Genomic DNA, 22,359 nt, shown 5'->3' with positions numbered 1-22,359 from the left:
TTTCTTATGTCTCTATTTCTATTTCGTCTCCTTTGTCAATAACCTTATAGATAGGTAATGGTCTTCTTGTAGCTCCCCTTCTGGGCTCTCCTGTCTTTAAAGAGAAATGAGTGAAATGACACTGGCATACGAGTTCCTCTCTTATGACTACTCCTGTCTTGTCCAACTTGCACCCAAGGTGTGGGCACTTGTTATTTACCGCATAAAAACTGCTTCCTCCTAGGTAAATTACCAGAATTTCTGTGTCTCCGTTTTTGACTACTTTCTTCTCCCCTGTTTTGAACTCAGATTTATTTATCCTGAGAGACATTAGAGCTCTTATTTTTAATTGCTCTTGGAAGTACTAAATAAACGCATAGATCTCCACACATAGTGCAAGACCCAGCCTCTATGGACTTGTACTGTCTATAAATGCTCTTAGCTCTACCAGGGTCTAAAGTTAAGCTGAACATAGTCTTCCAGTCAAGAGTTCCCCTAGCTTTACTCATCTTGTTGTCTATTTCCCTAGCTCTTTCCCCTAGCTTTACCATGTCGCCCGCATGAGCAGCTATCTTGAACGCAATGAGCCCATCTTTAACTTGCTCTGGAGTAGGAAGAGAGAGATGTTCTGCGGGAGTGAGGTAACACAACATGTCCGCACCAGCTGATGCCGCAATAGCTCCTCCTATGGCTCCCGCTATATGATCGTATCCTGCAGCTATGTCGGTTACTAGTATTCCGAGGACGTAGTAGGGTACTCCTCCTGAGAGTTCCTTCTCTAGCCTAACGTCCATTTCTATCTGATCAAGAGGCATGTGCCCAGGACCTTCTATCATTACCTGAACTCCTTTCTCTACGCATCTCTTAGCTAGTCTCGAGTTAACCATCAGTTCTCCCACGTGAAGTTCGTCGTGGGCGTCCGCTGTTCCCCCAGGCCTTAACGCATCGCCTAGGCTCAAAGTCACATCGTACTCCTTAGCTAGCTCCATTAAGTAGTCGAAATTGCTGTATAGCGGGTTCTCCTTCTCGTTGTAAAGTGACCAAGCAGCCATTACTGTACCTCCTCTGCTCACAACTCCTGCAAGTCTCTTCACCTTTGGTATTCTCTTGGCTAATTCCAACGTAACTCCAGTGTGAACTGTTACGTAGTCTACTCCGTCTTTGAACTGCTTCTCGATGACTCTGAAAACGTCATCCTCCGTGAAGTCTATGACGTATTTCCTCCTTGCGACCATCTCGTAGTATACTTGATATATCGGAACAGTACCTACGGGCATCACAGCGTTTGTGATTACTTGTCTTCTCATGTAGTCTATGTCTCCGCCATCGGTTAGGTCCATGATCGTATCTGCGCCATACTCATTAGCTATTTTAACTTTCTCCATTTCTTCCTCCACGTTATAGCGATCAGTGGAAGCTCCTATGTTCACGTTTACTTTAGTTGAAAGTCCTTCTCCGATAGCAGTGAAACGGGTTATGTTACTTCTGGTCAAGTTCCTGAAGATAACTGCCTTGCCTGAGGCCACTTTATCCCTCAAGAAAACAGGGTCGACCCCTTCCTTCTGAGCTATAACCTTCATTTCTTCGGTTACTTGACCCCTTCTAGCAAGCTCCATCTGTGTGGGCATTTCTCTCCTAGTATAACTTACTTTATAACTTAATTATATAGGTTCCTTCTTAAAGAGTGTTTGGGGGTTTAATTTATAATGTCAGAACTCTATATAAGCAATTAAGAGGTAGAGAGAAATGATAAGTTTAGAGGACGCTATAAGGTCCAAGGTGGACTATAGGATAGTAGAAGTAGCAAAGAGTTCACCTTCGACAGATGTAAAGGCTATAGTCTTAACTAAAGTTCCTCCGTCAGAGGACGTAGTTAAGGACGTATCTTCCTCCGCTAAGGTTAATAAGGTTTATAATTTTATGTCTGTAATAAAAATTGAAGGGAAAGCTAAAGATGTCGCTTCCTTAGCACAGAAGGACTATGTGAAGTACATAATGTTAGAGGAAATAGTGATAAACACATTGGCTGAGTATTGAATTGAAATATAGGGAATGGCAAAGATCGTTAAGGGATAAAGTAATTTTTAGTTTAAAGCGGGATAAAGTAGTTCTTTTACAAGCTCCAACTGGAAGTGGCAAGACTTTCTTTGCATTGGATGTTGCTTTCTCAGTGTCAAACAAGGTATTGATTACCGTACGGACTCATAATGAGTTTTATCCCTTTTACAGGGAAATAAAGACGCATTTCCAAGACAAAAGGTACGTTTCCGTTGTAGGTAGAACAAATTCCTGCTTATTGGCAGACGAGAAGGCAAAACCTGAGGACATATCTTGCTCTGGTTGCGTTTATCTTTCTTGGAGGGATGTCGTCTTCCAAGGTTCACCTTTCGAGTACCTTGCTAAGCTCAAAGAAGAGGGAAAAAGAGAGGGTTTCTGTCCATATCATTCAATAATGAATTCGGTGGAGGAGGCTGACGTTGTTTTAATTACATATCCTTACCTCTTCATACCGTCGCTTAGGGACTCCTTAGGCATATCTTTGAGCGACTATACAGTAGTTGTAGATGAAGCCCACAACTTGGACAGTCTTCTAGATCTGGAGGAAAGGCGGATCTCTCAGGCTTCGATAAATCTTGCCTTAAAGCAAGCTGAAAACGAAGAGACCAGACTAATTTTAGACAAACTCAGATCAAAAATGACGAGCTTAGTTTTCAATGAAAAGAAGTATATACTATTAGATAAAGGTCGTGTAAGCTCCCTCTTAGAGAAGGAAGAGCTATCCGTGATAGCGGATGAAGCTTCTCATCTCTCTCAAAAGATGATAGCTCAGAGGAAGATAACAGCTAATCACCTTCTTTCTATAGTTAAGTTCTTCGAGTCATTAGAAGACAGCGAAATTAAGGTTTTCTCGTCAAATAATAATCTTGTGGCTAAACCGGTCTCGTCTATGAAATACTTAGAATTCTTCAATGACGATGACGTGAAGGGAATATTTATGTCCGGCACACTGCAAAGCAAAGAATACTTTTCCTCTGTTTTAGGGCTGAGAAAAGACGCAGTATATGTTGATGTGGAGAAGGAAGTAGGAAGAGTAGGTGGTCAATACGAGTGTTTCATTGCGCTTGACGTTACTTCATCTTACGCGTTGAGGGGAGAGGAGATGAGCAAGCGATATGCGTCATATCTCCTGAGAATATATTATCAGTCTGCTAGGCACGTTTTATCAGTTTTCCCCAGTTACGAGATGATAGAGAAGATCTCCTCATTCATAAGGTCAATAAACACTTTTCCTGAAACGCCGAGGACTAAAATAGACGACCTTATTGAGCATGTAAAGCATACGCCTAAGGTATTGATAATGGCAACTGCTAGGGGTAAACTTTCGGAAGGAGTGGAGGTATCCGAGGACGGAAGGAGCTTGATAAGTGATGTCGCAATAGTCGGGGTTCCTTATCCTCCTTTGGACGACTACATGAAGGCAAGAGCTGAAGAGGTATCCAAGATTTCTAAAAAGAATTACTTGGAGGAGCTGATGCAAATGCCAGCTTACATTTCCGTAAGGCAAGCTATAGGGAGGAGTATAAGAAGTCCAGAAGACAAAAGCAATGTTTGGTTACTTGACAGAAGGTTTAACAATCTATGGTGGAAGAAAAATATTAAATGCTTCAACCCTAAAGTAATCCGTCTCTAGGATGAAGATAGAGGTCTTTACTCACAGGAACTGCACTGAGTGCCATATTCTTCTCGACTACCTAAAGGAAAAGGGACTAATCGAGAAAGTAGAGATAATAGATACAGAGAAATACCCGTTTCTAGCTTTCGAGAGAGGAGTTATATCTACTCCTTCAGTTTTTGTAGATGGAAATCTAATTTTTGCAGGAAAGGTCGATTTCGATAAGTTGGACGACATACTAAAGGGGAATAAGGTTGAATCTGCTATTCTAGAAGATCAGCTTCTAGAGAAACTGATGGAAGGTATTGTAGATTCCTTCGCTGCCACTGCATGGATTTACGTGAATAGAGACCTTTCGCTATTCGTTGAGCAGAAGGACTTCGTCATGGCAGTAACTGGAATAGCTATAGATGATAGAAGAGAACAGCTCTACCTTAGGATTCTAAAAGATGTCAAGGAAAAAGAAGACATGCTATTGGAGGAGTGGAAGGAAAGAATGATGAGAAACATAGCTTCTAACTTCGTCAGGGAACTCTATTGGCTTTATGAGCGCAAATTGGACAAAGAGGACATCGCTAAAACATATCCTCTGGAGGTATTCTCTCACTGGTTAATGGTTAGAGGAGGAGCAGTTGGAAGAGTTGGCCTTAGAATCTATCCTTTGAGTGATAAAACAGTAATTAGTAGGATATCAGAAGCTTATTTATATTTATTTAATAACTATGATTCTCTATGGGAAAAAGTTGTTAAAGAGCAGAGAAAATTAGAAAACCTAACTTCCTGATTTCTCTATCAACCTAAAATTCTAGCTTTCATTTTATATAAATAACTATTATCTTTTTTATTGAGTTAATAGGATAAATATAAAACTGTCAATTACTTGTTTCCTCTATGGAATCGTTAGATTTACGCGGAAAACCATGTGAGGAATTTATACTTGAAATCTCAAAGTACCTAGTAAATCTAAAAGTAGGGGAAAGCTTAAAAGTAATAACCGATCAAGACAGAATAATATGCACACATCAGTTACTTAGAAACGCTCCGCGTTTCATTTTCAAGGCTGATACAATAGAGGACCATGCAGAAATAACAATAAAGAGAATGAGATAAACTAGATAATGACCATAACAAATTAGGGAATAAGGAAAGAAATAGTGTTAGTTACTTCTACATAAGTTGCCATCTATTATCAATATTCCGTCCTTCTCGTCTTTTATCTTAGCATCAATGAAAGGAACTAAATCCTTCTTAATCCCGAGCTCCTCTAAAGATATACACTGTTTTCCATCTGACTGTAATTCTCCTTTTATGCCTAAAACTATGCTGTCAATGTCCTTCAGATAGTCCTTATATTTCAGGACTGATGAAGTGTCTTCTAGCATTTTTACGGAAGACGATAGGACATTTATTTTCCTACACATAGGAACGCCTTCGCTTGTCAATGTTTGTTTTATTCTCTGAAGGACATCCAATTTTGTTATGTTAGTCAGAAAAGGATATACTGATATAATAGCAGAGCTCTCATCTATTAGACCATTGACGAAGTTATAGACGTAATTTAATCCTCTTTTTATCGTATCATAGGAATAATCAATCTTGTTTATTCCTTTCAACTGTTTGGCATCTATTATAGATTTAAATATCTCCACATTTCTATCTTTTTCTTCTTTCATCTCATTTATGTTTTGTAATAACAAAAGGAGATTGTCAAGGCAATTGTTTATCTTTTCCATTATTACAGGATCAACTAGCTTGTCATAGAAGGAAGGCAACTTCTCTATGTCTGGTATTACTCTTACGTCATGTGTGAGCTCTATTCCTGTGGTTTCATTGAGTTTATCGGCAATCTTTAACACAGTCTGCGTGGCAAGTGTGTACTCACTTTCTATCTTAGAAAGTATCCTAGCAATCGTATAGGAAGTATTGGAATCTATTTTAAGCTCATCTTTAGGTATTTCTATTTTGTCTATTACTAGTCCCTTGTTCTTTAGCTCATCTATCACGTTATTGAAAGTGATTATTTTTTCAAATATGATGTCATTAACATACCTAGAGACACTTGATAATGCAGCCTCCATTTCTTCCCTCAGTTGATCCAAACATTTTGGAGAGTTACACTCCCCTATTTTCTTGTTTATTTCATCCATTTTCATTAGGGCAAGCTGTACGCTATTGGTTACTGGGAAATTCTCGCTCTTCATTGCATCTAGATCCTTGAGACCCTTTATTGCCTCCTGTAGGTCTTCTGTCAGACTTTTCTTCTTAAGCGTTATTTCGTTTTTGTAAACTGAAACTGAGACTAAATAGGAATACCCTACATACGTTGAAATGCCCGCCAAGGACATTATGGATGATAGCAGTATGATTTCCTTATTCACGGACGGAAGAGAGACTGATAGTATAATCGAAGAGATAATTGGAGGAACCCCAGCTACGATCGCTATTCCGTTCTTTAAATAGAAAGATAGTATGCTTGATATTTCGATAAGGATAGCAGCAATCAGTAAAAGTGCTTTATCTGCAGAAGTAAAGTTTAGTAAGAAAACAGAGAAGAAGGGAAGAGGCGAAAGTATTGAAGCTCCAATATCAGTTTTCTTTTGTGTAATTGCAAAGAAACCTGCAATAATTAATAAAGGGATATCCAATAACAAGTAATTGACTGTAGGACCTATCAACGACGATATTATGGCTAAGGAAATTACATAAGAGCTCAAATCGAGGTATTTTGCATAGCTTATAATAGGAATTATTATTAATAATATTAAAGATACAGAAGATAAGGCTAAAAACTCTATATCAGGTTTCCCAAACAGATCTGTGCCTAGAATAGAGTAGGTCTTTAGAAACTCTAAGGTAACTGCTCCAATCATTAATAATGCTGGCATTAGCCCTGCCAGCAGTACAGATGCGACAACTATCAACGCAGTAACAAAATAATTAACACCATAAGGCAAGGAAATTCCTTTCAATAAATTGAAGGAAATGAAACCTGTTAATATTCCAATTATTACTCTGTCAATATAGTTATATAATTTATCTATAGTTGGGAATCTAATAGTCATTACATCTTTCATTTGCAAAGACTAATAAATAGACTTTACTGTCTCATAAATATAGAGTTTACATAAGAAACTCACGACGGTATCTTACTTTCATGTTTATATTAATTTACTTCGTACATAAACTCTATTAACATAAAAGATATAAATGATAGAGCCCCATTGAAATCATGGCTGTTCAAGTAGAGTTCAAAAAATACGAATTACCTCCACTTCCATACAAGCTAGATGCATTAGAACCATACATTAGTAAAGATATAATAGATGTTCATTATAACGGTCATCATAAGGGGTATGTTAACGGTGCTAACTCGTTCTTGGATAGGATGAATAAGTTAGTAAAAGGTGAACTGGCCGCCGGACAATACGACATGATGGGTCTGATGAGAGGACTAGTGTTCAACATAAACGGTCACAAGCTGCACGCAATGTACTGGCAGATGATGGCTCCTAACGGAAAAGGAGGAGGAAAGCCTGGAGGAGCATTGGCAGACTTGATCGATAAGCAATACGGTAGCTTTGACAAGTTTAAGCAAGTGTTCAATGATGCTGCTAATTCCTTACCCGGAACTGGTTGGACTGTGCTTTATTATGATCAGGAGAATAGCAACCTACAAATCATGACATTCGAGAATCACTTCCAGAACCACATAGCTGAACTCCCGATTGTAATGATAGTTGATGAGTTCGAACACGCCTACTATCTACAATACAAGAACAAGAGAACAGATTACATAAACGCTTGGTGGAACCTAGCTAACTGGGACGAAGCTGAGAAGAAGTTGCAAAAATATCTAAAGAGCTAAAACTTTTTCTACTAGTTCTTTTATAATAATTTATGGTTTCCGCTATAGTATTGGCAGGAGGATATGCAACAAGACTGAGACCGCTTAGCCTCACTAAACCCAAATCCCTTTTTCCTCTCTTGGACAAACCCATTCTAGAATATACTTTGGAATCCTTGGAGAAGGCAAAGGTCACAAACGCATATCTTTCCCTGAGGGTCATGGCTGATAAGTTAATCAGCTATCTGGAGTCCAGTGGAGCTAATTCATTCGTGAAGCCGGTGATTGAGAAGGAGCCTCTAGGAGATGGAGGTCCTTTGAAGTACATTGTGGATAACTTTGAACTAGACGACGACGTTGTAGTTATATATGGTGATATATTCAGTGAGATGGACTTCAAGGACCTAATTTCCTTTCATGTAAATAAAGGATGTAGTGCAACTATAGTTGGAACCAAGGTTAACGACCCAAGGAGATACGGTGTATTGTATCAGGAGAACGATAAATTGGTAGAACTGATAGAGAAACCCAAGAACCCTATCTCCAACCTGATCAATGCAGGTATGTACGTGTTTAGAAAAGATCTATTCAAGGAGATAAGTAAGTTCCCTTATTCTATAAGTAAAGATTTTATGCCTAAAGTTCTTAAAAAGTGTTGTGTATCAGTCTATCAGTATAATGGAATATGGGCTGACATAGGTCTTCCATCGGACTACTTGAAGTTGAACTTTGAGCTTCTGGTCAGAAGGTATCCAAAGGGCTATATTTCACCTTCAGCTAAAGTAAGCGAAAACGCTACGTTAAATCCTCCCTATTACATCGGAGACGACGTTTCCATAAGGGGAGGGACGTATGTGAACCCCAACACCGTAATTGGAAAGAAAAGCAAGATAGGAGAGGGCGTGTATTTACAAGAAGTCCTGCTCATGGAGGGAGTGAGAGTCGGAGATTACAGTTACATGACCAACACTATCGTTGCAGACAATAGCAGGATAGGGAGATGGAACAGAATCATGGACGGCTCAATTCTGGGAGAGGAAGTGACCACAAAGGACGGGGTCATGTTGAACTTAAAGACTATAATTCTCCCGTACAAGGAAGTTTCAGAAGCTGTAACCGAGAAGGGGAAGATAATTCTATGATAGTTGAGGAGATCGTAGAGGAGTTAAAGCCGGAACTTAAAAAGAGAAGTATACTCAACGTCTGTGTGGGTCACTCTTTCACTTCAACAATGTTGGATAATGGAGAAGTGGGGATTTCTCACACTATAGCCGAAGGAAAGGTAAACGGTGTGGGGTCTCTGGTAGGTGCTAGTGCTATGGACGTGGTATCAAAGAACTTAGAAGAACCTCTTCAACGTTCTTTGTCGGTGTCGATAATGACAGCCTTGAACTCGGTAGACGGATTCCAGGAAGGCAAAATAGAAGATACCTTGGACGAAGGTAAGACTTGCGTCTTTGGATATTCTCCTATTTTCTCAAGAGGGGATTACGTTATTTACGATTTCTATAATGTAGAAAACCTTGCAGAGAAGAGGAGAAGCTTCTCCTCGTTCAAGGGAGATAGGTGTGCTAACGCGATAATCTACGGGTCTGCGATCGTTAACGGGAGCATCGACAAAATCCTTTCTATGGTATCAGCTGATAACGTAGCAGTGACTGGGGTCTCGTCAATAAATGCCCCTCACTCTTTAAGAAGCCATGGCGTCAATATCTTGGGCATAACTAAAATAACTGATCCCAGGAAAGGGATAAGGCTGGTATGTGAAGGCGGAAGGTCGGAGTTGGGGGCGTTAATCAAGAGTTATTTTAAAAGGATTTGAAAGGAATCGATGACAGGTCATCGTAGCACTTATCGTCTTGTTTAAGTCTGCAATCGGGTTTCTCTTTGGGTATCTCTATTCTGCAATCCTTTCCTAGCAAAGAGGGGTCGTTGCTCTTGATTCCTTCATTCAACTTCATGTAGGCTGACATTATCCTTTCCTGCACTTCTACGCTATTTGGCGCACCTCCGTTAGCACAAGCCATGGAGAGTCTTGAAGCCTCTGCGTACTTCTGATCCCCTAATACGTTGAAAAGCTTAGCGAAGAAGATCGAAGCCTCTGCGTTTGCTAAAGGCTCTAGAACTACGTGCTCGGTGATCTTATCCGATTTGACGACGTCCATGAAGCCTTTCTCATGTCTGAGGTTACTCATGATGAAATTCTCTATTTTCAGGGACTTGTTGAGGAACTCTTCCCTGCCCGTTCTTTCATATTCGTTAATGAGCGCATTGCCTGCGTACGCTTCATCTATTAGGAGTCCCTTGTTTTCCTTCCTTTTGCTCCTGAAAACCTCACCGTCAGGACTTATCAGATCCAGTATATCGTCTACTTTCCTCAGTCCGTAGTAGACTTGTAAAGACAATTGCGCGGTGTACGGTGATTCCTTTAGATCTCCTTTCCCGAGGAGTACCATAACGTCTGAATCGACATTAATTTTTTCCTTCATTTTGTTATATTCTGGGTAGACATTACAATAGGTATTGAATACTTCCATTCCCCTCAAGTCTACCTTGTACCCCCTCAGCATAGCGTTTATCGAGTTGAAGAAAAGTGACGGGTCTGGATCCACGGGAATTGGTACGAAATCCGTGAGTGGTATACCCTTATAACCCTTGAACTTATACGCATCTATGCTGTTCCTTATTATTCTGGTTAAGTCGTCTTCTATTTTATCTATTATTGAAATGACGTTCATCTCAGGCGACAGTATAGCTATAGTGGGGTATCTTCCTCCGGTCAGTCTCAAAGCATACTGAAGATATTCCCCGGCATCAATCTTGACTTTTATCAGTTTATCATTGAAGGAGTCAATGGCTTCGTCTACCTTTTCATTTCGGTCAGTTTCAAACTCGACTGCAATCAGTTTATCGTAAAACTTAGAGTCCTCTAAAATCTTACTGTTTATCATTAGGTAAAGCGTAACACTTATTTGTATTTAATTTCTACTTCTTCTGATGTCCAGACCAGCAACAAAGTGGGCTTGCGCGTTTTGTGGGAATACGATATACTGGGACGAACTTTTTACCTTCATGAAAAGTGGGGTCGTCCATTACACATGTTTCAGGGATAGAGCGATAAAGACCTCAAAGGTTCCTCCAGAGGAAATGAAGGTCGTTCTAGATATGCTAGAGAAGGAATTGCTGAGGATTACCGAATACAAGAAGACCATGTCGTCAATCGCAAATGAGGAAATAAAGAAGAGCTTAGATCAAATAGAAAAGGACGCTGAGAAGCAGTCAGGCGTTCTCACCAGATTAGCCTCTAATTTAAGTCAAATTGAAGAGTAATTTTTTTATTTTGCTCTATTTTACTATGATAAAACAGAAAGGAATGTAGCACAATCCTGTTTTTAAGGTTATATCCTCCTATATGAAAACGACACTTATTTAACGCAATCATTATCGTTTAGAGGAAGAAGAGTACTCGTTTAGAAGCAAAATACCTTAAAGCCCTAACTCATCAAATTTCATATCTGTATAAAATGTTCTTTGTAAAACTCGTATCTTATACTCAAGACGGGGAACGGGTAGTTGCGATAGCGTCAAAGATGAGTAGGAGCAGAAAAGGATGGGAGCATCACGAGAAGAGCATGACAGATGAGGAAGTTGACACTTGGATTGAGGACGCCGTCCTGCACGGCTACTGGTCTCCCCTAGAGCATAGCGTTTATACGTTCTCCGTAGAGGGTATTTCACGTGTAGCCTCTCACCAGCTTGTTAGGCATCGTGTAGCGTCTTACACTCAGATGTCACACCGCTTCGCTAAGCCCGTTGATGAGTACTATGATCCTGTGATGCCGCCATCTGCAGAGAAGAGAGAGAACGTAAGGAAGGCATATGACGAGGCGTACAGAGAGGTTTATAAGGAATACTACTCTCTCCTTTCTCAAGGTGTCCCGGAGGAAGACGCCAGATACGTTCTGCCAAACGGGGTCAACACTAACATCGTGATAACCATGAATGCACGCGAACTTTACAACTTCTTCTCCCTCCGTCTCTGTTCACGGGCGCAATGGGAGATCAGGAAGATAGCGTGGTCTATGCTCGAAGAGGTCAAGAGAGTCCACCCACGTCTCTTCAAGTATGCTGGTCCGTCCTGTATCATCCACGAAAATTTCATTAGAAATACCCCAGTCACACTAGACAACTTAAGTGTTGAACAAGAGTTTATATCTCAACGTTGTATTGAAGGCGTGCCTAGAGACGGTATAGTAAAGTGCATTTCAAATTCGAAACACTTCTAGTTACACCGATACATGTTTGTAGGTATCTAAACTTTTTAAACAAACTTTTGAAACACACTCTTTTTTTCTTCTTTAACGTGTAGTAGAAGAGCTATGGCTCTAACGCAGGCGTTTCTAGCCTTCGGTCTTCCTATACTGATATTCTTCGGAGCGGGATATGGGGGGTACAGGATAATATCCCTCATAGTGCCTTCCGAGCCTAATCCGGTGAAAGTGAGTAGATTCGAGGCTGGAAACATACCTACAGGAGAAGGTAGGCTATGGTTTCCTCTTCAATACTATGGATACTTGCTGATTTACACTACCCTTGAGCCATTGATAGTGTTTCTGTTCTTGGTAGCTTCAGCTGCTTACACTTCCAACTTGATATTGTTCAGGGATCTCACGGCTATAGTTGGGACCTTCATAGTAGTTCTCTATCCAATGCTTAATTACGCCATAAAGCAGATAAACATCATAGTCAACTGGGAGTTGAGAAGATGACTAACCTAAACGATTTAATGAAAGAAATTCAAGCCTCAAAAATTCAGGTAAAGATGGAATCACAGAACAGACTCGGAATTACTGTGGAAAAGGAGAAACTGAGGGAAGTAGCATCTATTTTGAAAAGCAAGGGACTAGATCACGTCATATCAGTGACGGGAATGGATTATGCAGAGGAATCCAGATTTGAGGTCGTTTATCACTTGTCCTCTTATTCAGACAAGGACTTAACGAGCGCTATCGTGGCTCTGAGGACTTCCACGAAATACGAAGACCCACAGATACCTTCACTTTATTCAGTGTATGAGAGTGCTTGGACTGGAGAAAGAGAAACTTACGAAATGTTAGGAATATTTTTTGAAGGAAACCCGGACATGAGGAGGATGTTCCTCCCGGAAGACTTCGAGGGAGTCTACCCCTTGAGGAAATCATTCAAGATTAAGTTAGAAGGTGTTTTCGTTGACAAGCCAGTCTGATATGGATAAAATACTTTCCTCCTCTGGGATGGAAATAGATATAGTTCCAGTAGAGGGTGAACTTAATGTAGGGCCCCAACACCCTGGCTCTGGGCACATGAGGATCTACGTGAAGCTCAACGGTGACATAATTGAAGATGCTGAGCTCGACGTGGGATATGTCCATAGAGCCGTTGAGAAACTTTCAGAGAACAGAAATTATATGCACTTAATACCTTTAGTAGAAAGGCCTGCTATCCTTGATTCGATTCACATGAATTTAGGCTACGTCATGGCAGTCGAGAAAATAATAGCGACTGACGTTCCAGAAAGGGCGCAGTACCTGAGAAGCTTCGCAGCTGAAGTTAACAGGATAGCGAGCCACCTCTACGGTTTAGGTATTCTTGGGATCTTTCTAGGACATTCAACAGCATTCATGTGGGGTTTCGGAGATAGGGAGGTATGGGTCACTATCCTCGAGGCGTTAACTGGAGCTAGAGTAACTAATTCATATATAATACCAGGAGGCGTCAGAAGGGATATATCGCCTGCGATAATGGAGATGACCAAGAAAGCTATAGATTACACAAGAAGGAAACTGGAGGACTGGAGAAAGATATTCTTCTATAATCCTACGATAAGAGCTAGGCTAGAGAATGTTGGTGTAATGACTAAGGAGAAAGCTATAGAGTGGGGGGCTGTAGGACCTAACCTTAGAGCCTCAGGAGTACCTTTTGACGTTAGAAAGGATGAGCCTTATGCGGCATACTCAAGCCTGGATTTCGAAATTCCAGTATATAAGGAAGGTGACGGGTTAGCCAGAGGTTTAGTGAGGCTAGACGAAATGGAACAGAGCATGAGGATCCTTGAGCAGATAATGAAGGACTTACCAGAGGGGAACATCTTGTCGGACAGGTTCTTCAAGCAAATACCCCCGATAAGGCTCAAGAAGTACTGGGAAGGACAGCACAGGATAGTCCTGCCTGGGTATTATGCGTCTTTTAGGCCACCGAAGGGAGAGGCTTCCTCAAGGGTAGAAGCTGCACGCGGTGAGCTATTCTACTACTTGGTAAGTGACGGTTCTCCAAAACCATTCAGGCTGAGGATGATAACTCCCTCCTATAGGATGATATACGCTTTCAAGCAGCTGCTTAAAGGCTCAAGGTTCGCAGACTTGGTCTCGGTCTATGGAAGCTTCGATTACTTCCCGCCAGAGGCAGACAGGTGAAAGACGTGAACTTCTTATCAATTTTATCTATCCTCAAATTTTACATATTCTATCCTTCGTTTTTTGTTACAGTTATATTCCCAGGGGCAATCTTCGCGTTAGTCTTCCTACTCTTTGTAATCTGGTTCGAAAGAAAGGCAGCAGCGAGGGTTCAGATGAGGGTCGGTCCTTACTACGCCTCGAAGAGAATAGGAGGTTTCCTTCAGCTCTTTGCCGACGCTCTTAAGTTCGTGTTCTCTGAAATGATAATACCAAATACGGTCAATAAAACTCTTTACATACTCAGTCCTATCCTAGTCCTAGTAGTTTCGTTCCTCCCGATAGTGTTAATACCAGTTTCAGTAATACCTAGGACTGGATCCATCTTCTCGCCTTACTATTTCTCTTTCCTCGACAAAAGGCTTGATCTAGGAGTTGTAGCTGGCTATTTCACTTCGTATAATCTGATAATTATCCTCGGTCTTGAAGCAATTTACCCAGTTTTCGTAGTTTTCCTTGGATGGGTAACTAACAATAGGTTTGCAATAGTCGGAGCACTTAGGGAGACGTTTCTCTCGGTATCTTATGACGTCCTTATTCTTATGTCTACTCTGTCCTTAGCTCTTGAATATCACACTCTGGACATAGCAAGGATAGTTGAAAGCGGTATTCCAGGGTTCGTAGCGAATCCAGTGGCAGCGTTCGTCTTCCTTGTTGCAATGTTAATAGGAAGCTCTAGGTTCCCCTTCGATATAGTTGAGGCCGAGACAGAAGTGGTGATAGGTCCTTATACAGAATACAGCGGGTTCCTATTCGTCCTTAATATGGCGGGTTCCTATATAGTGAACCTAGTGTATGCACTTTTATTTGTAGATCTATTCTTGGGTGGATGGTTACCATTCTCTGGCTTTCCTGGTCTGGTATTCACTGTGTTCAAAGCAGCATTAGTTGTGCTTTTTGCGGTGTTTCTCAGGTCAGTTTACGCTAGGTACAGAATAGATCAAGCTTTAAGGGGTGGCTGGAAGTATTTATTTCCCCTTTCGTTATTTTCTCTCGTAATAGGAATGGTGGTGGGTTACTTATGGCTGTAAAGAAGGATGAGGAAAAGAAGGAAAATAAAAGTTCACAGGGAAATCAGAATCAGGGAAGCCAACAGCAGGGCAATCAACCTCAAGCGGCCAGCAAACCTCCTGCTAGCGCTCCTGGAAATCAGAATGCTCCTGTAGGGCAGGCACAAAAGCAAGGAAATCAGCCCGGCGCGCCTGCTACAAAGACGCAAAAGCAAGGCAAGGTTCAACCGGTTTTCAAGGAATATTCCAGAACTAATCCGGCTAAACTATTCGCAGATCATGTGAAAAGCATAGGTACTGGGATGAAATACTTGGTGAAGCCACAGAGAATAACCCTGTTCTACCCTGAGGAAGCCCTTTCCCTTCCAACGGGATACCGCGGAATGATCAGACTCTATAAGGACGTATGCATAGGATGTACTTTGTGTGCTCTCATATGTCCTGCTGATGCGATGAAGATGACCACTGATGAAGGAAAGAAGATTCCAATTATAAACTATGGTAGATGTGTCTTTTGTGGGTTCTGTGTCGATGTATGTCCTGTTGACGCTTTAAAGGAGACCAGGGTTCACGACGCTGCTTTCTCCAATAGGAGAGATCTAGTGTTCTCGCCTGACAAATTCAATAGAAACTTCGACCAGCCTCTTTCACTAGAAAGACCTGTTAAGAAGATGAAAACTGTAATAGATGAGAAGAAGGGGATAAAATATGTTCCTGACGAGTGATATACTTCAGGTTGTGATATTTGGAATATTCTCTATAGTGTCTATTATTTCTGCTATATTTATATTAAACTCTAAGAATGTATTCTATTCTGCAGTAGCGTTAGCCTTCTTAGGCATATCCATAGCAGTTTTAATAGCTGATCTAGCTCCTGCGTCTTACTCCATCTATTCAGCTTTCCATATACTCCTTTACGTTGGAGCTACAGTAGTCTTCTTGTCGGTATCCATGGTCATATTCAAGGATTTATACGCCAAACAGGAGCAAGTAACTCCTTCTGGAATTGCTGTCGCAGTTTCCGCTGTAGTCCTATTCCTTTCTGTTATATTAGGTCTATCATCGTCTTCGAGCCCTGAAATATCTCCAGTCTCTCTCCAACAGCTTGCAGACGACCTTCTAAGTGGCTTTTGGTTTCCCGCAGTGGTGTTAGTGATAGCTCTGCTTACAACCCTGATAGAAGCCATAACTTTAGCCAGGAGGGATTAAAATGATACTGATAGGATACATGAGTTTATCTCTCTCAATAGTCCTGGTGGCTGTAGGTCTATACGGGATAATAGTCAGCAAGAACGTGATTAGAGTTTTGTTATCTTCTGAGATTATATTAAATGCATCACTCCTGTTTCTTTTTTCAGTTTCTCTCATTGTAGGTTTGCTTTATAAGCCTATAATTTTTTCTATATTTGCCATTGGGATGGCATTAACAGAAGTAGTGGTCGCTTTCGCGGCCATAATCCTCTATTATAGACAAAAGGGTTCTCTCGAGGTGGATTGAAAAAATGTTAGGATTTATCATTTTAATTATAAGTCTCGTGTTGGCTTCTTCGATCCTCTTAGTCAAAGACAAGAAAATAGCCTCAATAGTATCGGGAGTATCAATAGCGTTAAACGTGTATTTCCTTTTCAAGTACGGTCTATTTGAGACCTTCTCCGTGGGTTCTTACATAGGAAATTTTGGACTAGTAGTGAACGACCTCAACTTTCCCTTCATAGTCACAATCCTGGTAGTTACCCTAGCTACCGTACCTTACTCTCTAAGGTACATGAAGCACAAGTTCGAAGGGAGTGAAAGTTGGGGACTCTATTACGGCATGTTCACTCTATTCGCGGTATCAATGCTTTACGTAGTGTTATCGACTAACTTATTGGAACTGTATATCTTCCTTGAAGTGGCTCTAGTTACTTCCTTCGTCTTAATAGCGGTTTACGGGTACGGCGACAGGAAGAGAATAAGCTTGATGTACTTCATCTGGACGCATGTGGGAACGATCCTCCTTCTTGCATCTATAATCATAATTGGACTGGAGAGCGGGAGGATGGACATATACTCTTCTTATGACACGCTCTATAGCTACTCGTCTGTGAATTTCGCGTACCTCTTATTCGTGATAGCTGTAGTAGGAATGTTCGTGAAGGGAGCCATGGCCGGCTTCAACGTATGGTTACCGTACGCTCACGGCGAGGCCCCTACACCCGTGTCTGTCTTGTTAAGCCCCAATATGGTAGGATTAGGCGTATTCGTCGTAATAATTTATTACTACCTCTTCCCTTCCATGTCACTTCTTGCGCCAGTCTTCATAGGATGGGCTTTAATAACAATGATTTACGGTGGGATTAACGCAATTTCTCAATCAGACTTCAAGAGGTTTCTGGCTTACTCTAGCGTATCTCAGATGGGTTACATGTTACTGGGTGCGTCGATTTCTTTCTTGTTAGGATTGTCCAACAATGTCTCCTTCCTTCCAATAGGAATTTTAGCGTCTGTACTGATCTACGTATCACATGGATTAGGAAAGGCTCTCCTCTTCATGAGTGCGGGCGCTTCAATCACTGAGATAGAGAATAGGAACATTAATGAACTCGGAGGGCTGTTCAAGACTTCTCCTCTGCATACTACACTGTCTTTCATAGGGATACTCAACATCCTAGGGCTTCCTCCTTCTGTAGGGCTCATTAGTGAAGCCCTCCTCATATTTGCAGCTGGGGAGACTTACAACGTGATAGGAGTGGGTTGGTTCGTGACCCTTCTCTTACTTCTTTTCATAGCAATTGCAATATCGTCTGCGTACGGAGGATTATTGTTCAAAAAAGTCTACTCAGGGATCAAACGCGCTAAGGAGATAGATGGAGCGAAGGAGTATTCCATACCTATGTTCGTTATAGCTTTCATAAGCGTTTTACTGTTCTTCTTCCCACAGCTGACAGACCTTTCATTCTATAACTTTATTCAAGGGATAGGATCCAACTCCGTTCTTTTGCCTCTTGTAGTTTTCATGCCAGCGTTAGGTTCACTGATAGCTCTTTCAACGCCAAGGTCTTTGAACCAGGACATTAGAGGAGCAATAAACGTCGTTACCATAGGTCTCTCAATGGTGTTTTCACTTTACTTCCTAGTCCGTAACCTTGGAAACCCTCTGTTCTACTCACCATCATTCACATTCTCTTTAGGATACCTTCAATTCAGTACAACGCTTCTGCAATCTATCCTCGCTATCTTTGTGGCTGGACTGTCTTTCTTCATTTCAATATACAGTGTAGGTTACATGAAGGAAGATTCGGTTCTAAGGAGATACTGGGGTTTCTTCGGCATATTCGTATCGTTCATGTTAATGGCAGTTCTATCTGATAACGTGTTCACGCTTGTAGCAGGATGGGAAGGTACGAGCCTTGCATCGTATGGGCTAATAAGCTATTGGCTAGACGATAACGACAAGAACGTAGTGGGCGACTTCGGAAGGAAGGTTTTAGGCATACCCTTCCTTTCCCGTCCTACGGTGAGCGGAATTAGAGCTCTCATATTTACTAGGGCTGCAGACGTAGGCTTCCTGATGGGCTTGGGTTACCTAATGTACGTTGCCACAGGGAATCAGAACGGAGGAATTTCCCTTCTTTTCAATTCCTTTGACGGGAGGAGTATAACCGAAGCCATAACAACCATCTCGTCAATGCCCTACGTATGGGTGATATTCCTTGTTCTGTTCCTAGGAGGTCTCTCAAAGAGCGCACAGTTTCCGTTCACGCAGTGGCTCCTTACCGCAATGACAGGTCCAACGCCAGTGAGCTCGCTCATCCATGCTGCTACCATGGTAAATTTAGGAGCAATACTCTCCTTCCTGCTATTTCCTTACATGAAGTTTACGGTTTACTCTTCGCCTTTCTTTTACATAGTGGCATCTCTAGCCATCTTCACTGCGATATACACCAGTGTGAATGCATTGGTTAGCAGGGAACAGAAAGTGATACTAGCTAACTCAACTGCAGACCAGATTTCCTTGATGTTGTTCTCATCTTCTGTTGGAGTCGTATTAGGAGTCCCAACAGTGGGGATAGTGGTAGGCCTAATTCAGATGTTCGCTCACGGTCTCTATAAGGCTTCACTATTCATGAACGCTGGATCTGTTATTCATTTCACAGAGAACAGATACATACAATCTTATCCACAGCTGTATAAGGTACTTACCCCAGTCTTCGTGCTCCAGTTAATAGCTGCCCTCAACTTAGCTAACATTCCTCCTTTGGCAGGGTTCTGGGCACATGACTTCATAGGTAATCTGGCGTCAAGCTCTACCTTCTTTGGATTTTACGTTATTATAGAATTCCTAGGCTCATTGTATATACTTAGGTACATTATAAAGACGTTCTTCTGGAAGGGTTCTGAACACGAAGCTCATGGTCATAAGGTTAACTCCCTAATGATAATAGCTCCAGCATTCCTAGTCTTAGGTTCAATAATCCTAGGTCTCGGAGTTTCCAACGTTGTGTCTTACTTCAGTAGTGTAACCAACGTTCAGAGCTATACCTACATAGATTTTATAGGTCTGGGAATCTCTTTGTTGGGAATAGCATTGTCAACTGTTTACGTAAGGGAGTTCTCTACTAGATTTATCTCTCCCCTAATAGACTTCGCATACTATGGCTGGATGGTTTACCCAATTTTTGACTTGATAGGATATGGATATTCCTCCTTCGCCAGCGGAGTTTATAGATACGTAGAGAAGGGAGTACTCGATAGAGGCATAAATGAGATGATTCCATCTCTTGTTGTAGGCCTTGGATCTAGAGTGTATAAGGGAGTTCAGAACGGTGTACTATCAAACTATGTTTCATTATACACTTGGGGAATAGCAGTGCTTTTAGTTTTACTTCTTCTTTATCTAGGGGTGGTAGGATGATGTCGGCAGATTTCGCTGTTTACCTCCCTATAGTAATTCCATCAGTGATCCTAGTATTCTCGTCAATAGCTGTCCTTTACATAGATAACGGATCGAAAGGCAGGTTTAACATAGCTTTCAATCTTGCCGTTTTATCTATGTTGCTCTCTCTGGCTGTTGAGATTATATTTTGGACTCTAGGTTATTACGGGTACTATCTGTTCTCCAAGAATGTCTACATGGACGTGGAGGGATACCTCTTCTCGATCGCATCTCTGGTCGGGGGAATAATAGGCCTCTTGGGTGGATATGATAATGTAGTAAATTGGAAGGCTAGGGCGTCTCTAGTATCTCTTACCATGCTTTTAGTCCTTGGACTGCTATTCATGTCTTTCTCTTTCAGCGTTATCATGATTTTAGTTTCATGGGCTGTGTCTTCTGCTGCAACATATGTCATAGCGATGGCGAGAAAGGACTTCAGATCTACAAAGGCTGGAATAAAGTATCTAGTCATGGGTCTGATATCCTCATCTCTAATGATCATGGGTTTCGCTCTCTACGTTTCATCAACGGGCTCCCTGTTTTTCACTCAACATGTAATCTATGAGCCTCTATTCCTTCTTTCAATTGCACTTCTTTCAGTTTCATTTCTGTTCAAGATAGGATCATTCCCTTTCCAGGCTTGGTTACCTGATGTATACTCCATGTCGGATAGGACTTCAATTTCGATTATATCAAGCGTAGGCAAGCTTATAGGTATAGTTCCTCTCACAAAGGTCCTGATTTACAGTGACCCTAACGGTTACGAGCTCGTAATCTATTCCCTGTTAGCAATAGCAAGCCTATTCGTGGGTAACTTCATAGCCTTCTCAAGGCAAGACGTCTCCTCGATACTCGCTTTCTCCTCTGTATCTCAGATGGGATTCTTCTTAGTTGCGTTCGCCATGTTGTTCTCTGACCTGAACGTTGCAATAGTGGCTATCCTTATACAGTCCCTAGCTTACGTTATAGCACAAGCTGGTCTGTTCCATTTCGTAGATCATTTCGAGAGGGTCTCAGGTACTCCTGACCTATCAGGACTTAGGGGAATAGCTAAAGGAGATAAGTGGTTCGCCTTTGCAGCGACCATACTGGTTCTTAGTCTTCTAGGTATCCCTCCTATAGTAGGATTTTGGGGGAAGCTATTCATTTTCGAGTCTTCATTCGCGTACCCATGGTTGACTATAATCGCTGTCATAAATAGTGCGATATCTGCTGGTTATTACATTCCAATAATCAGGGAAATGTTCAGAGAGGGGGAGTTCTCACTAGTGAAGTCTGCATCTAGGGATACAGTTATATCTTCCGCCTTCCTTAGCATAGCGTTGGGAATTTTAGCTCCAGTGCTATTTGGAGTATTGGTGTCACAGCTTGGTTAAAGTTGCGATAGTAGGAGTGGGAAACGTAGCTTCAGCGTTAGTTCAAGGCCTATCTATGGTGAGAAAAGGGCATACCATACAGGGTATCAGGGAGGACTTACACATCTCCCCTTCTGAGATAGAGATAGTTTCTGCGTTCGACATAGACAAAAGGAAAGTGGGAATGCCTTTATCAAAAGCCATATTTGAAAGACCTAACGTTGTAGAGCCCATGACAGAAATAGAGGGCTTTGACGTGACGGTCATGAGAGGTCCCACTCTAGATGGAAGGGAGGGCGTTCTAGAAGAAATAATAGAGGAATCCGATGCTAAACCCGTAGAAGTTAGGGATGAGTTGAGGAGCTCTAACGCTGAAGTAGTGCTAAACCTGCTTCCCACTGGAGCGGACAAGGCGTCTTTATATTACGCTAGGGCCTCTCTAGAGGCAGGCTGTTCATTCATTAATGCGACTCCCTCTCCGGTAACCAGGTTACTCGGGGATAAATTCGCAGAATCAGGAATTCCAGTTTTCGGCGATGACCTCCTTAGCCAAATAGGAGGGACGGCCTTTCATGCGGGTCTCATAGATTTCCTTAAGTCAAGGGGGGTTAAGGTAAATAGGTCTTACCAAATAGACATAGCAGGTACTACAGAGGCCATGGTTACCCTAGAGGATAAGAGGAAGGACCTGAAGAAGGGCATTAAATCGTCATTCCTATCGTCTCATTCAGACGCAGATGTGGTAGCAGGTACTTCTGATTACGTTGAGTTCCTTAGGGATAGGAGGGTTAGCTATATGGTAATAGAGGGGACATATTCAGTGGGAATCCCAATTAGGGTTGACATTTCATTGAAGACTATGGATGCACCAAACGCTGTATCTCCGCTAGTGGACCTAATTAGATATGCTAAGTTGCTTAAGGATAAGAAAATGGGCGGTGCTACGAAAGAAGTGTGCAGTTATTACTTCAAGAACACTACCGACAAATATAATTCCTTTGAAGAAGCTAGATTAGCACTGGATAATTTCACGAAATTGATGAGAGAACCCCGGACTGAATGAATGATGCCTTTCGTGTGAGTGCTGAATT

The 22,359-nt window shown here is 41.6% G+C and carries 23 protein-coding genes; 19 read left to right on the top strand and 4 right to left on the bottom strand.

Features of this window, described 5'->3' with window-relative positions; translation table 11 throughout:
• Positions 1 to 4: 4 nt before the first annotated feature.
• Both IC007_RS07160 and thiC read right to left on the bottom strand, forming a co-directional pair.
• On the bottom strand, positions 5 to 310 hold the full coding sequence (locus IC007_RS07160; protein WP_054845057.1) for a Rieske (2Fe-2S) protein: 306 nt from the start codon (positions 308 to 310) through the stop codon (positions 5 to 7).
• Complete coding sequence (thiC, locus tag IC007_RS07155; RefSeq protein WP_149528555.1) at positions 291 to 1,607, bottom strand: phosphomethylpyrimidine synthase ThiC; 1,317 nt, start codon at positions 1,605 to 1,607, stop codon at positions 291 to 293. The genes IC007_RS07160 and thiC overlap by 20 nt, the downstream gene beginning before the upstream one ends.
• 118 nt (positions 1,608 to 1,725) lie before the next feature.
• Here thiC and IC007_RS07150 point away from each other — a divergent pair, with 118 nt between their 5' ends.
• The 4 genes from IC007_RS07150 to IC007_RS07135 all read left to right on the top strand — a co-directional run bounded on the left by IC007_RS07150 (position 1,726) and on the right by IC007_RS07135 (position 4,762).
• Positions 1,726 to 2,016 (top strand): hypothetical protein, encoded by a 291-nt coding sequence (locus IC007_RS07150; protein ID WP_054845058.1) that lies wholly within the window; start codon positions 1,726 to 1,728, stop codon positions 2,014 to 2,016.
• Position 2,017: 1 nt separating this feature from the next.
• Positions 2,018 to 3,670 carry a helicase C-terminal domain-containing protein gene (locus IC007_RS07145; RefSeq protein ID WP_084739576.1) on the top strand — a complete coding sequence of 551 codons (1,653 nt, stop codon included), beginning with the start codon at positions 2,018 to 2,020 and terminating at the stop codon, positions 3,668 to 3,670.
• A 1-nt stretch (position 3,671) separates the two neighbouring features.
• Entirely contained in the window at positions 3,672 to 4,436 is a 765-nt protein-coding gene (locus IC007_RS07140) for a thioredoxin family protein (RefSeq protein ID WP_149528554.1), read from the top strand.
• Positions 4,437 to 4,543: 107 nt separating this feature from the next.
• Positions 4,544 to 4,762, top strand: a complete 219-nt coding sequence (locus tag IC007_RS07135) for a sulfurtransferase TusA family protein (protein ID WP_084739578.1) — start codon at positions 4,544 to 4,546, stop codon at positions 4,760 to 4,762.
• 47 nt (positions 4,763 to 4,809) lie between these two features.
• On the opposite strand, the gene IC007_RS07130 is transcribed toward IC007_RS07135, so the two are convergent.
• Entirely contained in the window at positions 4,810 to 6,714 is a 1,905-nt protein-coding gene (locus IC007_RS07130) for a hypothetical protein (RefSeq protein ID WP_149564843.1), read from the bottom strand.
• A gap of 167 nt (positions 6,715 to 6,881) precedes the next feature.
• On the opposite strand from IC007_RS07130, the gene IC007_RS07125 reads away from it, so the two are divergent.
• The 3 genes from IC007_RS07125 to IC007_RS07115 are packed head-to-tail and all read left to right on the top strand — an operon-like array spanning position 6,882 to position 9,318.
• Positions 6,882 to 7,517, top strand: coding sequence for a superoxide dismutase (locus IC007_RS07125; RefSeq protein ID WP_054845061.1), 636 nt, complete (start codon positions 6,882 to 6,884; stop codon positions 7,515 to 7,517).
• A 32-nt stretch (positions 7,518 to 7,549) separates the two neighbouring features.
• On the top strand, positions 7,550 to 8,638 hold the full coding sequence (locus IC007_RS07120; RefSeq protein WP_054845062.1) for a nucleotidyltransferase family protein: 1,089 nt from the start codon (positions 7,550 to 7,552) through the stop codon (positions 8,636 to 8,638).
• Entirely contained in the window at positions 8,635 to 9,318 is a 684-nt protein-coding gene (locus tag IC007_RS07115; RefSeq protein ID WP_054845063.1) for a Rossmann-like domain-containing protein, read from the top strand. The genes IC007_RS07120 and IC007_RS07115 overlap by 4 nt, the downstream gene beginning before the upstream one ends.
• Here the strand turns inward: IC007_RS07115 and IC007_RS07110 are convergent.
• Positions 9,305 to 10,447 (bottom strand): hypothetical protein, encoded by a 1,143-nt coding sequence (locus IC007_RS07110; protein ID WP_054845064.1) that lies wholly within the window; start codon positions 10,445 to 10,447, stop codon positions 9,305 to 9,307. The two genes, IC007_RS07115 and IC007_RS07110, sit on opposite strands and share 14 nt — an antisense overlap.
• A gap of 46 nt (positions 10,448 to 10,493) precedes the next feature.
• Between IC007_RS07110 and IC007_RS07105 the strand changes: the two genes are divergently transcribed.
• The 12 genes from IC007_RS07105 to IC007_RS07050 all read left to right on the top strand — a co-directional run bounded on the left by IC007_RS07105 (position 10,494) and on the right by IC007_RS07050 (position 22,331).
• On the top strand, positions 10,494 to 10,826 hold the full coding sequence (locus tag IC007_RS07105; RefSeq protein ID WP_054845065.1) for a DUF2175 family protein: 333 nt from the start codon (positions 10,494 to 10,496) through the stop codon (positions 10,824 to 10,826).
• A gap of 194 nt (positions 10,827 to 11,020) precedes the next feature.
• Entirely contained in the window at positions 11,021 to 11,782 is a 762-nt protein-coding gene (gene thyX, locus IC007_RS07100) for an FAD-dependent thymidylate synthase (RefSeq protein WP_054845066.1), read from the top strand.
• A 93-nt stretch (positions 11,783 to 11,875) separates the two neighbouring features.
• Positions 11,876 to 12,265: an NADH dehydrogenase subunit 3 gene (locus IC007_RS07095; protein WP_149528553.1), complete on the top strand. Its 390-nt coding sequence runs from the start codon at positions 11,876 to 11,878 to the stop codon at positions 12,263 to 12,265.
• Positions 12,262 to 12,741 carry an NADH-quinone oxidoreductase subunit C gene (locus IC007_RS07090; protein WP_054845068.1) on the top strand — a complete coding sequence of 160 codons (480 nt, stop codon included), beginning with the start codon at positions 12,262 to 12,264 and terminating at the stop codon, positions 12,739 to 12,741. Before IC007_RS07095 ends, IC007_RS07090 begins: the two co-directional genes overlap by 4 nt.
• 28 nt (positions 12,742 to 12,769) lie before the next feature.
• On the top strand, positions 12,770 to 13,948 hold the full coding sequence (locus tag IC007_RS07085) for an NADH-quinone oxidoreductase subunit D (RefSeq protein WP_173569899.1): 1,179 nt from the start codon (positions 12,770 to 12,772) through the stop codon (positions 13,946 to 13,948).
• A 5-nt stretch (positions 13,949 to 13,953) separates the two neighbouring features.
• Complete coding sequence (nuoH, locus tag IC007_RS07080; protein ID WP_054845199.1) at positions 13,954 to 15,018, top strand: NADH-quinone oxidoreductase subunit NuoH; 1,065 nt, start codon at positions 13,954 to 13,956, stop codon at positions 15,016 to 15,018.
• A 260-nt stretch (positions 15,019 to 15,278) separates the two neighbouring features.
• A complete protein-coding gene (nuoI, locus tag IC007_RS07075; protein WP_054845200.1) occupies positions 15,279 to 15,722 on the top strand; it encodes an NADH-quinone oxidoreductase subunit NuoI in 444 nt (147 codons plus the stop codon).
• Positions 15,706 to 16,206, top strand: coding sequence for an NADH-quinone oxidoreductase subunit J (locus tag IC007_RS07070; RefSeq protein ID WP_054845070.1), 501 nt, complete (start codon positions 15,706 to 15,708; stop codon positions 16,204 to 16,206). The genes nuoI and IC007_RS07070 overlap by 17 nt, the downstream gene beginning before the upstream one ends.
• Before the next feature lies 1 nt (position 16,207).
• Positions 16,208 to 16,495, top strand: a complete 288-nt coding sequence (locus tag IC007_RS07065) for an NADH-quinone oxidoreductase subunit NuoK (protein ID WP_054845071.1) — start codon at positions 16,208 to 16,210, stop codon at positions 16,493 to 16,495.
• Between the two features lie 4 nt (positions 16,496 to 16,499).
• Positions 16,500 to 19,892 (top strand): proton-conducting transporter transmembrane domain-containing protein, encoded by a 3,393-nt coding sequence (locus tag IC007_RS07060; protein ID WP_149528552.1) that lies wholly within the window; start codon positions 16,500 to 16,502, stop codon positions 19,890 to 19,892.
• Positions 19,892 to 21,289 carry an NADH-quinone oxidoreductase subunit NuoN gene (gene nuoN, locus IC007_RS07055; RefSeq protein ID WP_054845201.1) on the top strand — a complete coding sequence of 466 codons (1,398 nt, stop codon included), beginning with the start codon at positions 19,892 to 19,894 and terminating at the stop codon, positions 21,287 to 21,289. The genes IC007_RS07060 and nuoN overlap by 1 nt, the downstream gene beginning before the upstream one ends.
• Positions 21,282 to 22,331, top strand: coding sequence for an inositol-3-phosphate synthase (locus IC007_RS07050; RefSeq protein ID WP_054845072.1), 1,050 nt, complete (start codon positions 21,282 to 21,284; stop codon positions 22,329 to 22,331). Before nuoN ends, IC007_RS07050 begins: the two co-directional genes overlap by 8 nt.
• The last annotated feature ends 28 nt before the right edge of the window (positions 22,332 to 22,359 follow it).

It is taken from the genome of Sulfuracidifex tepidarius (assembly GCF_008326425.1).
Taxonomy (GTDB): Archaea; Thermoproteota; Thermoprotei_A; order Sulfolobales; family Sulfolobaceae; genus Sulfuracidifex; species Sulfuracidifex tepidarius.
Note: the sequence above shows the minus strand (reverse complement) of the source record. Positions and strands in the feature narration are given on the sequence as shown.